The organism is Pseudooceanicola sp. LIPI14-2-Ac024, from assembly GCF_042188925.1.
Taxonomy (GTDB): domain Bacteria; phylum Pseudomonadota; class Alphaproteobacteria; order Rhodobacterales; family Rhodobacteraceae; genus Pseudooceanicola.
In genome coordinates this window covers 593,718-606,283 of record NZ_CP170102.1, presented here as the reverse complement: position 1 = coordinate 606,283, position 12,566 = coordinate 593,718, and the positions used below count along the sequence as shown (strand labels likewise).

The following is a 12,566-nucleotide window of genomic DNA, read 5'->3' as shown; positions in this document are numbered from 1 at the left end:
GCCTATTCCTTGTGCAACAATCACTGGCTAGCTCATGTTCCGAACATGCTCAATGAATGTGACCGCTCCAATTAATTCACAACCTGAAATATGCCTAAAAAATAGGCAACGGATCGGCTGATTTCAGGGCGATTGCCCAAGCGGGCCCAAGCCCCTATGGAGGGGCGCGAAACGCAGGGAATAGCATGGACACAGCCGCGATCATAGTCGCCGCCGGGCGTGGCACCCGCGCCGGGGGCGACACGCCCAAGCAATGGCGCGATCTGGCGGGTCGGCGGGTGGCGGACTGGACGCTGGCGGCCTTTGCCGCGGCCGGGATCGAGCGGATCGTCGTCGTGCTGCATCCCGACGATGCGGCGATTCCCCTGCCCGACCATGTCCTCCGCGTGACCGGCGGCGCGACGCGCGACGCCTCGGTCCTGGCGGGGCTGGCCGCGCTGGCGGATGCGCCGCCCGACGCGGTGCTGATCCACGACATCGCCCGGCCCTGCGTGACGCCCGCGTTGATCGCCCGCGTGCGGGACCGTCTGGCCGAGGTCCCGGCGGCGGCGCCGGGGCTGGTGGTCACCGATGCGCTCTGGCGCGCCGGGGCGGACGGGATCACCGGCGTGCAGGACCGCACCGGCCTGGTCCGCGCGCAGACGCCGCAGGGCTTTCGTTATGACGCCATCCTCGCCGCGCACCGTGCCCATCCGGGCGGCGCGGCCGACGATGTCGAGGTCGCCCGTGCCGCCGGCCTTCCGGTCGCGCTGGTCGCGGGCGAGGAGAGCAACATCAAGATCACCGGCCCCGGCGATTTCGCCCGCGCCGCAAGACTTCTGGGGGACAGGATGGGGCTACCCGACATCCGGCTTGGCAATGGATATGACGTGCATCGGTTCATGGAAGGTGACCATGTCGTCCTCTGCGGGGTGAAGGTGCCGCACGACCACGCGCTCGAAGGGCATTCGGACGCGGATGTCGGGATGCACGCGATCACCGACGCGATCTACGGCGCGCTGGCCGAGGGCGACATCGGCCGCCACTTCCCGCCGAGCGATCCGCAGTGGAAGGGCGCGGCGAGCGAGATCTTCCTGGCCCATGCCGGAGAGCTGGCCCGGTCGCAGGGCTTTGCCATCGGCAACGTCGACTGCACCATCGTCTGCGAACGGCCCAAGGTCGGACCCCATGCCGCGGCGATGCAGGCCGAGATCGCGCGTATCCTGCGGATGGAGCCGGGCCGCGTGTCGGTCAAGGCGACGACGTCGGAACGGCTGGGATTCACCGGCCGCGGCGAAGGCATCGCGGCGCTGGCCACCGCCACGCTGATCGGAGAACAGGAGTAACCCATGCGCGCAAGTCACCTCGTCGCGACATTCGGCACCGTCGGCAACATCCCCGCCATGCCGGGCACCTGGGGGTCGCTGGCCGCCCTGCCCGCCGCCTGGGTCCTGCACGCCATCGGCGGCGCCTGGCTGGTGCTGATCGCCATTCCGGTGGTGTTCTTCGCCGGGCTCTGGGCCACCCGCGAGGAGGTCGCGGCGACCGGCATCCACGACCCGTCCCACGTGGTGATCGACGAGGTTGCGGGCCAGTGGATCGCGCTGCTGCCCGTGCTTTTCGGGGCGGACCGGATGGGGGCGGACGTGCTGGCGCTCTGGCCCGGCTGGATCGCGGCCTTTGTCGCCTTCCGCGCCTTCGACATCCTGAAACCCGGCCCCGTGGGCTGGGCCGACCGGCGCGACGACGAGATGGGCGTGATGCTGGACGACGTGATCGCGGGCGTGATGGCCGCGGTCGTGGTGGTGGCGCTGGCCGCGCTCTTCCACCTGGTGATCCTCTGACGGACCGAGGCGATGCGCCGCCCGTGAAGGCGGCGCATCACGGGGGTCAGTACGAGTAATCCATTTCGGATTCCTGCACCTTTCCAAGGCCGTCATCCTCGGCCGATGCCTTTTCCTTGACGGAGAGGTCACGGGCTTCGGACTCCTGGCCGATGCGGTCGATCAGCTGGGCGCGGAACATCTGACGCTGGGTGGCCGCCGCGATCCCGGTCTCGGAGTCGCTGCTTGCCGCCTCGCGCTGGACATAGGCGCTTTGCATGCCGGACGCGCTTTTCGTCACCGGCTGAACCGCCTGCGACGCCGTCACCGCGGCCTGGGCACTGGGCGGCGCAGACGAGGCTGCACCGCTGCTTTCGGCCGCGGGTGCCGGGCTGGCGCCCGACGAGGTTTCCCCGTCCGAGGACGACGACTTGGACACCTGGTTGCTGGAACCCGATGCCGAGGCGCCGCCGGACGCGGACAGGTTGGGCTGGAACAGGGTATTCAATGACCCCAGCCCTATGGATGAAAGCATGCGCCCTCTCCTTCTCACTAAATTTTGCATCAAATGCAGGAACTTGAGGTCGCAGCGAATGACGGTCGGATTGTGGCGGCGCAGTGGTGAATGCGTGGTCTCGCCTTTGGCGGGTGCTTGTCCAGGGGTCACGCACGCCCTAGCCTGCGGGCAGATTCAACAATGCCGAGGCCGCCATGACGACCGACCCTTCGCCGGAAACAATCCTCGACCTCTGCCAGGCAGCCGGGCTGAAGATCGCCACCGCGGAAAGCTGCACGGGTGGCATGGTGGCGTCGGCACTAACGGCGATTCCCGGATCCTCGGCCGTGGTGCTGGGCGGGATTGTCGCCTATGCCAACAGCGCCAAGCGGAGCCTGCTGCAGGTGTCGGACGACACGCTGCGGGCCCATGGCGCGGTGAGCGAGCCCTGCGCGACGGAGATGGCCGAAGGCGCGCTGGCCGCCTACGGCGCCGACATCGCGGTGTCGATCACCGGGATCGCCGGCCCCGGCGGGTCCGAGCACAAGCCCGAGGGCCGCGTCTGTTTCGGGCTGGCGCGACCGGGGCATGCGACGGTCCACGAGACACGGGAGTTCGGGCCGATGGGCCGGGACGCGGTGCGCGCGGCGTCGCGCGATCACGCGCTGGCGCTGCTGTTGCGGGCGGTGCAGGACGGGGCCTGAGGCGATGTTCCGGCAGATCACGCCCTTTGTGCCCTGCAGCGACCTTTCGGCCCAGGTCGCGTTCTATCGCGACCGGCTGGGGTTCGTCGTGGGGTACCGTGCGGACGGCTATGCCTTCCTTCGCCGCGACGCGGTCGCGATCCGGCTGATCGAGGTCTGGGCCGAGGATGCGCCGGGCCTGCGGGACAAGGAACAGTCGATCTATATCGACGTGGAGGATGTCGACGCGCTCTGGGCCGAGCTGGCGCCGCGTCTTGCCGACCTGCCGGCGGGCCGTGTCCGCGCGCCCTTCGACCAGGATTACGGCCAGAGGGAGCTGCACGTCCTCGACGAGGACTGCACGCTCATCTTCTTTGGCGCGCCGGTGGCCGCTCAGCCGTAGAGGTCGTGGGCACGGCGTTCGAAGGCGCGGACGATGCGGTGCATCGCCTCGTTGAAGACGACGCCGATGATGCCCTGCAGCACCGCGTTCTTGAATTCGAAATCGACGAAGAAGCTGACCTCGCAGCCGCCCTCGACATCGGCGAAGGCCCAGTTCGACTTCATGTAGCGGAAGGGGCCGTCGATGTATTCGGTGTCGATCTTCTTCTGCCCCGGCCAGAGGGTCACGCGGCTGCCGAACTTTTCGCGGAAGACCTTGAAGGAGATCACGAGATCGGCCTCCATCACCTCCCCGCCGTCGATCGGGGTGCGCGAGCGGATGCGCGCGGCGGCGCACCACGGCAGGAACTGGGGATAGGCGGCAACATCGGCCACGAGGTCGTACATCTGATCCGCCGTGTAGGGCAGACGCTTCGTTTCCGAATGTGTCGGCATATCACTCCCGCTGCTTGTCCCTGCGCCCCCATGTCGTAGAGTGGCGCCGCAAGATCAAGGGTGGACCATGCCAGAGCGGCCTTATGTCATCGACGAAATGATCAGCGCCAAGGCGATCGCCGCGCGGATCGAGGATTTGTGCCGCAAGATCAAGGCGGAGTTCCCGCGCGGGGAACGCATCGTCGTGGTGGGCCTGCTGCGCGGCAGCTTCGTCTTCATCGCGGACCTGGTGCGGGAACTGAGCGACCGGGACGTGGAGGTCGATTTCCTCGAGGCGTCATCCTACGGCAATTCGACCGAAAGCTCGCGCGAGGTGCAAATCCTCAAGGACCTGCGCGGCGAGATCGAGGGGCGCAACGTGCTGGTGGTCGAGGACATCGTCGACACCGGCTACACGCTGAGCCACGTCATCCACCTGCTGAGCGCGCGCAAGCCCAAGAAGCTGCGGACCATCGCGCTGCTGGACAAGCCGTCGCGGCGCGAGGTGGATTTCCGGGCCGACTGGATCGGGTTCGAGATCCCCGACGAATTCGTCGTCGGCTATGGCATCGACTATGCCCAGTGCAACCGCAACCTGCCCTTTATCGGCAAGGTCCGCTTCACCGATGAGGCCGCCGCGGAATAGGCTAACTGTGCGTGGGCGCACAGGATTTGTTCGGCGGACCGGCGCGGGCTCACGAATTCGTCACGTGTCGTAACAATCAGGCCTGCTAGGCTGCCGTATAGGCAACCCCATGGGAGACTGAAATGCGGAAACTCGTCCTGGCCACCGCGGCCCTCGCAACCCTCGGCATCGGCAGCGCGGCCATTGGCCAGAGTGCCCCGAACCCGGCCGTGAAGGCCCGGCAGGGCCTGATGAACAACTACGCGCTGAACCTTGGCGTTCTTGGCGCGATGGCGAAGGGCGACATGGAGTACAACGCCGAAACCGCCAAGATCGCGGCCGACAACCTCGCGGCGCTGTCCGCGACGAACCAGATGCTGCTCTGGCCGGAAGGCACCGACAATGCCAGCATCGAGGGCACTGCCGCACTGCCGGCGATCTGGGAGGCCGGATCGGACGTCGGCGCCAAGTCGGACGCTCTGACCGAAGCCGCCGCGGCTTTGGCGGCGACCGCAGGCGACGGAGTGGATGCAATCCGGACAGGTATGGGCCCGGTGGGTCAGGCCTGCGGCGCCTGCCACAAGTCCTACCGCGCCTCGAATAACTGATTCTTAACGCACGGAACGGCCCCGGGAGGTCTGGACCATGAGAACCTTCCTCAAGGTGATCGCGCTTCTTGCCGTCGTCGGGGCCGTCGTCTTCTGGTGGGTGACCCGCCCGGTCACCCCGCTGGAAGACAGCTATGCCGGGCTGACCGGCGATCCCGCACATGGCGAATGGGTGTTCTGGGCGGGCGGCTGCGCCTCGTGCCACGCGGCCCCCGGGGCCGAGGGCGAGGACCGGCTGGTGCTGTCCGGCGGCGTGCCGCTGGCGAGCGACTTCGGCACCTTCCACGCGCCCAACATCTCGCCCGATCCGGAGGCCGGGATCGGCGGCTGGAGCGTGGCGGACCTGGGCAATGCGATGCAGGCCGGGGTGAGCCCGGGCGGGCATCATTACTATCCCGCCTTTCCCTTCACCACTTACATCAGAGCCGAGGCGCAAGATATTGCGGACCTTCATTCTTTCCTGATGACGCTGCCGACCTCACAGGTGCCGAGCGTGCCGCATGACGTGGGATTTCCGTTCAACATCCGACGCGAGCTGGGCGGCTGGAAATGGCTGTTCCTCGACGGCGACTGGGTGCTCGAAGACGTGTCGGACCCTGTGGTCGAACGCGGGCGCTACATCGTCGAGGCGCTGGGCCATTGCGGAGAATGTCATACGCCGCGCAACATGTTCGGCGGGCTGGACAAATCCCGCTGGCTGGGCGGCGCGCCGAACCCGTCGGGCCAGGGCAGCATTCCCAACATCACGCCGGGTGGGCTGGACTGGTCCGAAGGCGATATCGCCGAGTACCTGCGCAGCGGTTTCACGCCGGACTTCGACGTCGCGGGCGGCGAGATGGCGGATGTCGTGGCCAACATGGCGATGCTGAGCGACGAGGACCGGGCGGCGATCGCGGCCTACCTCAAGGCGGTGCCGGCGGTCGGCGCCGCGGCGCAGTGACCCCGATTTCCGACGTCGGTATCACGTCGGTATTGCGTCGGTATCACGTCGGTATTTTTCGGACGGTGGATTGAGAGATGGTTAACGCCGTCGCGTGATCGCAGGCGTCAGCGCTCGGACTTCTTTTCCCACCGGCCACTCTCGTCCGACCAGTACTGCGCGCCGCAGCCGGCCTTGGTGAGGTCCGACCACTGCTGCCGGGCGCGGGCCAGCGCCGCCTCGTCGCCGCCGTCGAAGAGGACGCAGACCCGGTCGAGGGTGTTGACCTCGTCCACCGTGACCTCGGCCCCCTCCACGCTCATCACGCAGGTGGCGCCGTTGGCCGAGGTCGGATCGGTGGTCAGCAGGACGGGTTGCAGGGCGTCGTGTTCGCCGCCCGCCTGGCCATGCGGCAGAAACGCCTCGTCCCCGCCCAGCCAGAGCTTCTGGTCGAGCCAGTCGAGGTAACGCGGATTGCGGCCGCGCACCGCGACGCGCCACCCGCGCGAGAGCGACGCCTCGAGCAGTTTCGGCAGAGCCGCCTCGAGCGGCTGCTGCGTCAGGTGGTAGAAGTAGGCGGCGCCCACGCGATCAGCCCTCGTAGCCGTCCTTGACCAGCCGGTCGAGTGTCAGCACCCCCCAGCCGGTGGCGCCTTTGGGCGACAGCGGGCTGTCCGAGGATTTCAGCGCGACGCCCGCGATGTCGATGTGGCACCAGGGGGTTTCGTCCTTGACGAAGCGCTTGAGGAATTGCGCCGCGGTGATCGACCCGGCCGGGCGGCCGCCCACGTTCTTCATGTCGGCGATGCGCGATTTCAGCTGGTCGTCGTAGACCTGGCCCATGGGCAGGCGCCATGCGCCCTCGCCCTCGGCCCGGGCGGCATCGAGGAGCTGGCCGCAGAGCGTGTCGTCGTTCGAGAAGACGCCGGCGGTTTCGTGCCCGAGCGCGATGATCATCGCGCCGGTGAGCGTGGCGAGGTCGATCATGCCCACGGGCTTGAAGCGGTCCTGCGCGTACCAGAGCACGTCCGACAGGACGAGCCGCCCCTCCGCATCCGTATTGATGACCTCGATCGTGTCGCCCTTCATCGACTTCACCACGTCGCCGGGACGCTGGGCGTTGCCGGCGACCGTGTTCTCGACCAGGCCGACGAGGCCCACGACATTGGCCTTGGCCTTGCGCAGGGCGAGCGTGCGCATGACGCCCGCCACGACGCCCGCGCCGCCCATGTCCATCGTCATCTCCTCCATGCCCGCCGCGGGCTTGAGGGAGATGCCGCCGGTGTCAAACACGACGCCCTTGCCGACCAGCGCCAGCGGCTGTTCGTCGCCGCCGCCGTTCCACTGCATCACGACGACCTTGGACGGCATGACCGAGGCCATGCCGACGGCCAGCAGCGCGTTCATGCCGAGCTTTTCGAGGTCGGCCTCTTCCAGCACCTCGACCTTGAGGCCGAGGCGTTCCATGTCGGTCAGGCGCCGGGCGAATTCGTCGGTGGTCAGCACGTTGGCCGGTTCGCTGACGAGGTCGCGGGTGAAGAACACGCCCTCGGCCGCGGCCAGCAGGGGTTTCGCGGCCTCGGCGGTCGCCTCGGCGTCCTTGACCATCACGCGGACCTCGCCCTTGGGGTCGGCCTTCTTGGTCTTCTGCGCGTCGAACTCGTAGGCGCGCAGCGCGATCCCGAGCGCCACCTCGGCCGCGTGCCTGTGGCCGCCGGCCAGCACCAGCGCCCCGTCGCCGCCAAGCGCCCTGGCGATCGCGGCCCCGGCCTTGCGCGCCTCGTCCACGGTGGCCTTTTTCGGCAGGGACACGACGGCGACCTTTTCCGCCGCCATGCCGACCGGCCAGTCGAGCACCGACGCCTCGCCCGGCTTCTTCTTGCCGAATCCGTCCGAGCCCACCAGCCGTTCCAGCGCGCCCCGCGTCAGCCGGTTCACCCGCCGCCCAGCCTGGTCGAGCTTGCCCTCGTCGTCGACTAGGATGGCGACGCAGCCCTTGGCCTCGGCGATGGCGTCGATGTCGGTGGCGTGGAAGGTGATGGAAACCGGTTCGGTCACGGCAGGCTCCTGTCCTGGGTCTGGGGTTGCGGGGCAGGCTATCGCCCTGCCCGGTTATTGACCAGATAGGAGTTTTCCCCGCCCCGCCTTTCGGATAGTTTCGGCGCCAGACAGAAGAACCGGCCGTTGCCGGACGAGCGGGGAGAGATCAGGCACGTGGCACGCTTCGACAGATACCTGCTGTCGCAGTTCCTCTTGCTGTTCGGCTTCTTCGCGCTGGTTCTGGTGTCGATCTTCTGGATCAACTCGGCCGTGCGCCTGTTCGACAGGCTGATCGGCGACGGGCAGAGCATGGGAATCGTGTTCCAGATCACCCTGCTGTCCCTGCCCCGCGTGATCGGGATGATCCTGCCGATCGCGGGCTTTGCCGCCGTGGTCTACGTCACCAACCGCCTGTCGAGCGACAGCGAGCTGGTGGTGCTGCGGGCGACCGGCATCTCGCACTGGCGGCTGGCGCGCGGGGTGCTGTACTTCGGCATCTTCGTGGCGCTCGCGGCGTCCATCATCGCGCATGTGCTGCTGCCGCTGTCGCGGCAGGAGCTGTCGAACCGCCAGCAGGAACTGACACAGGACGTGTCGGCCCGGCTGCTGAGCGACGGGACCTTCCTGCATCCGACGGACGGCGTGACCTTCTACATCCGGCAGATCGACCCGAACGGCACGCTGAACGACATCTTCTTGTCGGACCGCCGCAACCCGACGCGGACCGAGGATTACACCGCCCGCCGCGCCTACCTGCTGAACGCGGCCGAGGAGGACGAGGACACGCCGCGCCCGACGCTGATCATGCTGGACGGGATGATCCAGTCGCTGAACGAAGAGACGATGCGGCTGACGGTGACCCGGTTCGAGGACTTCTCGTACGACCTGACGCAGATGATCGGCGATGTCGGCGCGCCCGAGCAGTCGGCCGAGTACCTGCCGACGCGCGAGCTGCTGTTCGATACGGAGGCGGTGATGGCCGCCACCGGCGAAAGCCGCGGCACGGTGCTGGAAGAGGCGCACGGGCGGTTCCGTGACGCCGGCGTGGCGCTGGCGGCCGCGCTGATCGGGTTCGGCGCCATGGTCGCGGGCGGCTACAGCCGGTTCGGCGCCTGGCGGCAGATCGTGCTGGCGGTGGTGATGCTGGTGGTGGTCGAGTTCCTGAACAACGTGACCGCCGGGATCGTGCGGGACAACGCCGCGCTCTGGCCGCTCATCTACCTGCCGGTCGTGGTGGGCATCGGCATGGCGATGGCGCTGCTGTGGTGGGCCGGGCGGACGCGGCGGATCAACGGCGGCGACACCGCGGATCCGGGGATGGCCCCGGCATGATCCTGCATTTCTACTTTGCCCGCCGGTTCCTGAAATCCTTCCTCGGGCTGCTGCTGGTCTTTTCGCTGATGATCCTGCTGTTCGACCTGGTCGAACAGGTCCGCCGCCTGTCGGGGACCGAGGCGAGTTTCTGGCAGAAGCTGAGCCTGTCGCTGCTGCACGTGCCCGAAACGATCTATGAGATGATCCCGCTGGTGACGGTGCTGGCAACGGTCGCGATGTTCGTGGCGCTGGCGAAGTCGTCCGAGCTGGTGGTGACACGGGCCGCGGGGCGCGCGGCGCTGGTGACGCTGATGTCGCCGGTGGCCGTGGCCTTCGGGATCGGGGTTTTCGCGCTGGCGCTGCTGAACCCGGTGGTGGCGGTCACGCTGAAACGCTATTCGGCGCTTTCCGAGATCTATCTCGCCGGGAGCGACTCGGCCCTTTCGTTCAGCACCGAAGGGCTCTGGCTGCGGCAGGCGGGCGAAGAGGGACAGACCGTGATCCATGCCGACCGCGCCAATGCCGAGGGCACCGAGTTCTACGATGTGACCTTTTACGGCTTTGCGCCCGAGGGCGGCATGACCGGCCGGACCGAGGCCGACAGCGCGACGTTGCAGGAGGGCGGCTGGCTGTTGTCGAACGTCAAGCACTGGCCGCTCGATGCCGGGTCCAACCCCGAAGCGGCCTCGGTCACCCGCGACGAGGTGCTGGTGCCGTCGAACCTAACGGTGGACAACATCCGCGAGAGCTTTGGCGAACCGGCCGCGATCTCGATCTGGAACCTGCCGGCCTACACGCGGGAGCTGACCGACGCGGGCTTTTCGGCGCGGCGCTACATGGTCTGGATCCAGACCGAGCTGGCCAAGCCGATCTTCCTGGCCGCGATGGTGCTGATCTCGGCCGCGTTCACGATGCGGCACGCGCGGTTCGGCAAGACCGGGATCGCGGTGCTGAGTTCGCTGCTGATGGGTTTCTCGTTGTACTACGTCAAGAACTTTGCGCAGATCCTTGGCGACAATGGACAATTGCCGATCATGGTGGCCGCATGGGCGCCCCCGATCGCGGCGCTGATGCTGGCCATCGGGCTGGTCTTGCAGATGGAGGACGGCTGATGACCCGGCTGCGGATCCTGGCCCTCCTGCTGGCGCTGGTGCTGCCCGCGGCGCTGCAGGCGCAGGGCGTCGACGGCACGGCGATGCTGGTGGCCGACAAGGTCTACCTGGACGGGCGCGACCGCGTCGTCGCCGAGGGCCGGGTCGAGGCGCTGCGCGGCGATGTCCGGCTGCAGGCCGACAAGGTGATCTATGACCGCGCGACCGGGCGGCTGGTGATCACCGGGCCGATCACCCTGACCCAGGTCGGCGGCAGCGCGGTGATCCTTGCCGATGCGGCCGAGCTGGACGACGACCTGCGCAACGGCATCGCCCAGGGCGCGCGGATGATGCTGGACCAGCAGGTGCAGCTGGCGGCCTACCAGCTGGACCGGCGGAACGGGCGGTTCAACCAGCTCTACAAGGCGACGGTGTCGTCCTGCCACATCTGCAACGACGGCCGTCCGCCGCTGTGGCAGATCCGGGCCGAACGGGTGATCCACGACGAAGTCGAGCGCCAGCTCTATTTCGACAACGCCCGGTTCGAGGTGCTGGGTGTGCCGATCTTCTGGCTGCCGCGCCTGCGGCTGCCGGATCCGACGGTGGAGCGGGCGAGCGGCTTTCTCATCCCGTCCTTCAGCCGCGATTCCCGGCTGGGCACCGGGGTGCGGGTGCCCTATTTCCTGACCCTCGGCGACAGCCGCGACCTGACGATCACGCCCTTCATCACCGCCGAGACCCGCACGCTGGAGCTGCGCTATCGCCAGGCGTTCCGGAACGGCAAGATCGAGTTCGAGGGCGCGATCAGCCGCGACACGCTTTTGCCCGACGAATGGCGCGGCTACATCGAGGGCACCGGGTCGTTCGAGCTGCCGCGCGACTTCCGGCTGGCGTTCGGCATCGAGGCGACCAGCGACGACGCCTACCCGACCGAGTACGACTATTCCGACAAGGACCGGCTTTCGAGCGAGATCTCGATCACGCGGACCCGGCGGGACGAGTTCATCCGCGGCGCGCTGACCAATTACCACACGCTGCGCGAGGACGAGGACGACGCCAACATCCCCTCGCTGATCAGCGACCTGAGCTATGAGCGGCGGTTCTTTCCGCAGCGCGTCGGCGGAGAGTTCCGGATCGGCGCCGACCTGCACAGCCACTACCGCTATTCCGACAGCGACACCGACGGCGCGGACGACGATGACATCGTCGACGGGCGCGACGTGGTGCGCCTGACCGTCGATGCCGCCTACCTGCGCAGCTGGACCCTGCCCGCCGGCGTGCTGGCCGAGTTCGAGGCGGGCGCTGCCTTTGACCGGTTCTGGACCGGACAGGACGCGAGCCTGCCCTCGGGCGCCAGCGGCTGGGCCCCGCGCACAGGGCTGACCCTGCGCTGGCCGCTCAAGAAGATCGCCGCCGGGGGCACGGTCCACATCCTCGAGCCGGTGGCGCAGATCGCCTGGACCGGCGGTGACGACCTGCTGGTGGCGAACGACGAAAGCACCCGCGTCGAGTTCGACGAGGGCAACCTGCTGTCGCTGTCGCGCTTCCCCTCGCCCGACCGGCGCGAACGCGGCTGGCGCGGCGCGGTCGGGATGAACTGGACCATGTTCACCACCAGCGGCTGGCAGACCCGGCTGACCGCGGGCCAGGTGTTGCGCGACGTGACGGACGACGATTTCCACATCTCCTCGGGCCTGTCGGGGCGGTCTTCGGACCTGCTCCTGGCGGCGCAGGTGATGGGGCCCAACAACTTCGGCATCACCGCGCGCAGCATCATCCGCGACTGGTCCGACCTGACCAAGGCCGAGGCGCGCGTGGCCTGGATCAATCCCCGGGTCGCGCTTGGCGCGAGCTACCTGTGGCTGGACGACGATCCCGAGGAGAACCGCGCCAAGACGATCTCGGAATGGACGGTCGACGGGACCGTGCGGCTGAACGAGAACTGGCTGGCCAGCGCCGACTGGCGCTTTGACGCCGCCACCCGCTCGACCGCCGAGGCCGGCATCGGCTTCACCTACATCAACGAATGCGTGGAGATGGATTTTTCGGCCTCGCGTCGTTTCACCTCGTCCACTATTGTCCAGCCATCAACCGAGTTCAGTTTCACCGTCGGCCTGCGCGGGTTTTCCGCCAACGCCGATGGCCAGAGCTTCACCCGGACCTGCAAATGAC

The 12,566-nt window shown here is 67.9% G+C and carries 14 protein-coding genes; 10 read left to right on the top strand and 4 right to left on the bottom strand.

Going from position 1 to position 12,566, the window contains the following annotated elements; translation table 11 throughout:
- Positions 1-185 precede the first annotated feature (185 nt).
- The gene (locus ACE2AC_RS02980) at positions 186-1,325 is read left to right on the top strand and encodes a bifunctional 2-C-methyl-D-erythritol 4-phosphate cytidylyltransferase/2-C-methyl-D-erythritol 2,4-cyclodiphosphate synthase (RefSeq protein ID WP_375690645.1); all 1,140 of its coding nucleotides are present in this window, start codon (positions 186-188) and stop codon (positions 1,323-1,325) included.
- A 3-nt stretch (positions 1,326-1,328) separates the two neighbouring features.
- Positions 1,329-1,823, top strand: coding sequence for a phosphatidylglycerophosphatase A (locus ACE2AC_RS02975; RefSeq protein ID WP_375690644.1), 495 nt, complete (start codon positions 1,329-1,331; stop codon positions 1,821-1,823).
- A gap of 46 nt (positions 1,824-1,869) precedes the next feature.
- Here ACE2AC_RS02975 and ACE2AC_RS02970 read toward each other — a convergent pair whose 3' ends face one another.
- Entirely contained in the window at positions 1,870-2,469 is a 600-nt protein-coding gene (locus ACE2AC_RS02970) for a hypothetical protein (protein WP_375690643.1), read from the bottom strand.
- Between the two features lie 44 nt (positions 2,470-2,513).
- On the opposite strand from ACE2AC_RS02970, the gene ACE2AC_RS02965 reads away from it, so the two are divergent.
- The gene (locus tag ACE2AC_RS02965) at positions 2,514-3,002 is read left to right on the top strand and encodes a CinA family protein (protein WP_375690642.1); all 489 of its coding nucleotides are present in this window, start codon (positions 2,514-2,516) and stop codon (positions 3,000-3,002) included.
- Positions 3,003-3,006: 4 nt separating this feature from the next.
- Positions 3,007-3,384 (top strand): bleomycin resistance protein, encoded by a 378-nt coding sequence (locus ACE2AC_RS02960; RefSeq protein WP_375690641.1) that lies wholly within the window; start codon positions 3,007-3,009, stop codon positions 3,382-3,384.
- Here the strand turns inward: ACE2AC_RS02960 and ACE2AC_RS02955 are convergent.
- Positions 3,375-3,818: a type II toxin-antitoxin system RatA family toxin gene (locus ACE2AC_RS02955; RefSeq protein WP_375690640.1), complete on the bottom strand. Its 444-nt coding sequence runs from the start codon at positions 3,816-3,818 to the stop codon at positions 3,375-3,377. The genes ACE2AC_RS02960 and ACE2AC_RS02955 overlap by 10 nt on opposite strands.
- Before the next feature lie 67 nt (positions 3,819-3,885).
- Here ACE2AC_RS02955 and hpt point away from each other — a divergent pair, with 67 nt between their 5' ends.
- The 3 genes from hpt to ACE2AC_RS02940 all read left to right on the top strand — a co-directional run bounded on the left by hpt (position 3,886) and on the right by ACE2AC_RS02940 (position 5,970).
- Positions 3,886-4,443, top strand: coding sequence for a hypoxanthine phosphoribosyltransferase (gene hpt / locus ACE2AC_RS02950; RefSeq protein WP_375690639.1), 558 nt, complete (start codon positions 3,886-3,888; stop codon positions 4,441-4,443).
- Between the two features lie 122 nt (positions 4,444-4,565).
- Entirely contained in the window at positions 4,566-5,030 is a 465-nt protein-coding gene (locus ACE2AC_RS02945) for a c-type cytochrome (protein WP_375690638.1), read from the top strand.
- Positions 5,031-5,067: 37 nt separating this feature from the next.
- Entirely contained in the window at positions 5,068-5,970 is a 903-nt protein-coding gene (locus ACE2AC_RS02940; protein ID WP_375690637.1) for a c-type cytochrome, read from the top strand.
- Between the two features lie 107 nt (positions 5,971-6,077).
- On the opposite strand, the gene ACE2AC_RS02935 is transcribed toward ACE2AC_RS02940, so the two are convergent.
- Together ACE2AC_RS02935 and ACE2AC_RS02930 are read right to left on the bottom strand one after the other, a co-directional pair.
- Positions 6,078-6,536, bottom strand: a complete 459-nt coding sequence (locus tag ACE2AC_RS02935) for a DNA polymerase III subunit chi (RefSeq protein ID WP_375690636.1) — start codon at positions 6,534-6,536, stop codon at positions 6,078-6,080.
- A gap of 4 nt (positions 6,537-6,540) precedes the next feature.
- Positions 6,541-8,007 carry a leucyl aminopeptidase gene (locus ACE2AC_RS02930; RefSeq protein ID WP_375690635.1) on the bottom strand — a complete coding sequence of 489 codons (1,467 nt, stop codon included), beginning with the start codon at positions 8,005-8,007 and terminating at the stop codon, positions 6,541-6,543.
- Between the two features lie 156 nt (positions 8,008-8,163).
- On the opposite strand from ACE2AC_RS02930, the gene lptF reads away from it, so the two are divergent.
- Genes lptF through ACE2AC_RS02915 form a run of 3 tightly spaced genes read left to right on the top strand, consistent with a single transcriptional unit; the run spans position 8,164 to position 12,565 of the window.
- Complete coding sequence (gene lptF / locus ACE2AC_RS02925; RefSeq protein ID WP_375690634.1) at positions 8,164-9,321, top strand: LPS export ABC transporter permease LptF; 1,158 nt, start codon at positions 8,164-8,166, stop codon at positions 9,319-9,321.
- Positions 9,318-10,415, top strand: a complete 1,098-nt coding sequence (lptG, locus tag ACE2AC_RS02920) for an LPS export ABC transporter permease LptG (protein WP_375690633.1) — start codon at positions 9,318-9,320, stop codon at positions 10,413-10,415. Before lptF ends, lptG begins: the two co-directional genes overlap by 4 nt.
- Positions 10,415-12,565, top strand: coding sequence for an LPS-assembly protein LptD (locus tag ACE2AC_RS02915; protein WP_375690632.1), 2,151 nt, complete (start codon positions 10,415-10,417; stop codon positions 12,563-12,565). The genes lptG and ACE2AC_RS02915 overlap by 1 nt, the downstream gene beginning before the upstream one ends.
- The last annotated feature ends 1 nt before the right edge of the window (position 12,566 follow it).

Bases quoted from the DNA above. Each gene is read 5' to 3' on its own strand.
- ACE2AC_RS02955 (WP_375690640.1), bottom strand. From the start codon at position 3,818: ATGCCGACACATTCGGAAACGAAGCGTCTGCCCTACACGGCGGATCAG.
- ACE2AC_RS02980 (WP_375690645.1), top strand. From the start codon at position 186: ATGGACACAGCCGCGATCATAGTCGCCGCCGGGCGTGGCACCCGCGCC.
- lptG (WP_375690633.1), top strand. From the start codon at position 9,318: ATGATCCTGCATTTCTACTTTGCCCGCCGGTTCCTGAAATCCTTCCTC.
- ACE2AC_RS02975 (WP_375690644.1), top strand. From the start codon at position 1,329: ATGCGCGCAAGTCACCTCGTCGCGACATTCGGCACCGTCGGCAACATC.
- ACE2AC_RS02965 (WP_375690642.1), top strand. From the start codon at position 2,514: ATGACGACCGACCCTTCGCCGGAAACAATCCTCGACCTCTGCCAGGCA.
- ACE2AC_RS02915 (WP_375690632.1), top strand. From the start codon at position 10,415: ATGACCCGGCTGCGGATCCTGGCCCTCCTGCTGGCGCTGGTGCTGCCC.
- hpt (WP_375690639.1), top strand. From the start codon at position 3,886: ATGCCAGAGCGGCCTTATGTCATCGACGAAATGATCAGCGCCAAGGCG.
- ACE2AC_RS02960 (WP_375690641.1), top strand. From the start codon at position 3,007: ATGTTCCGGCAGATCACGCCCTTTGTGCCCTGCAGCGACCTTTCGGCC.
- ACE2AC_RS02940 (WP_375690637.1), top strand. From the start codon at position 5,068: ATGAGAACCTTCCTCAAGGTGATCGCGCTTCTTGCCGTCGTCGGGGCC.
- ACE2AC_RS02945 (WP_375690638.1), top strand. From the start codon at position 4,566: ATGCGGAAACTCGTCCTGGCCACCGCGGCCCTCGCAACCCTCGGCATC.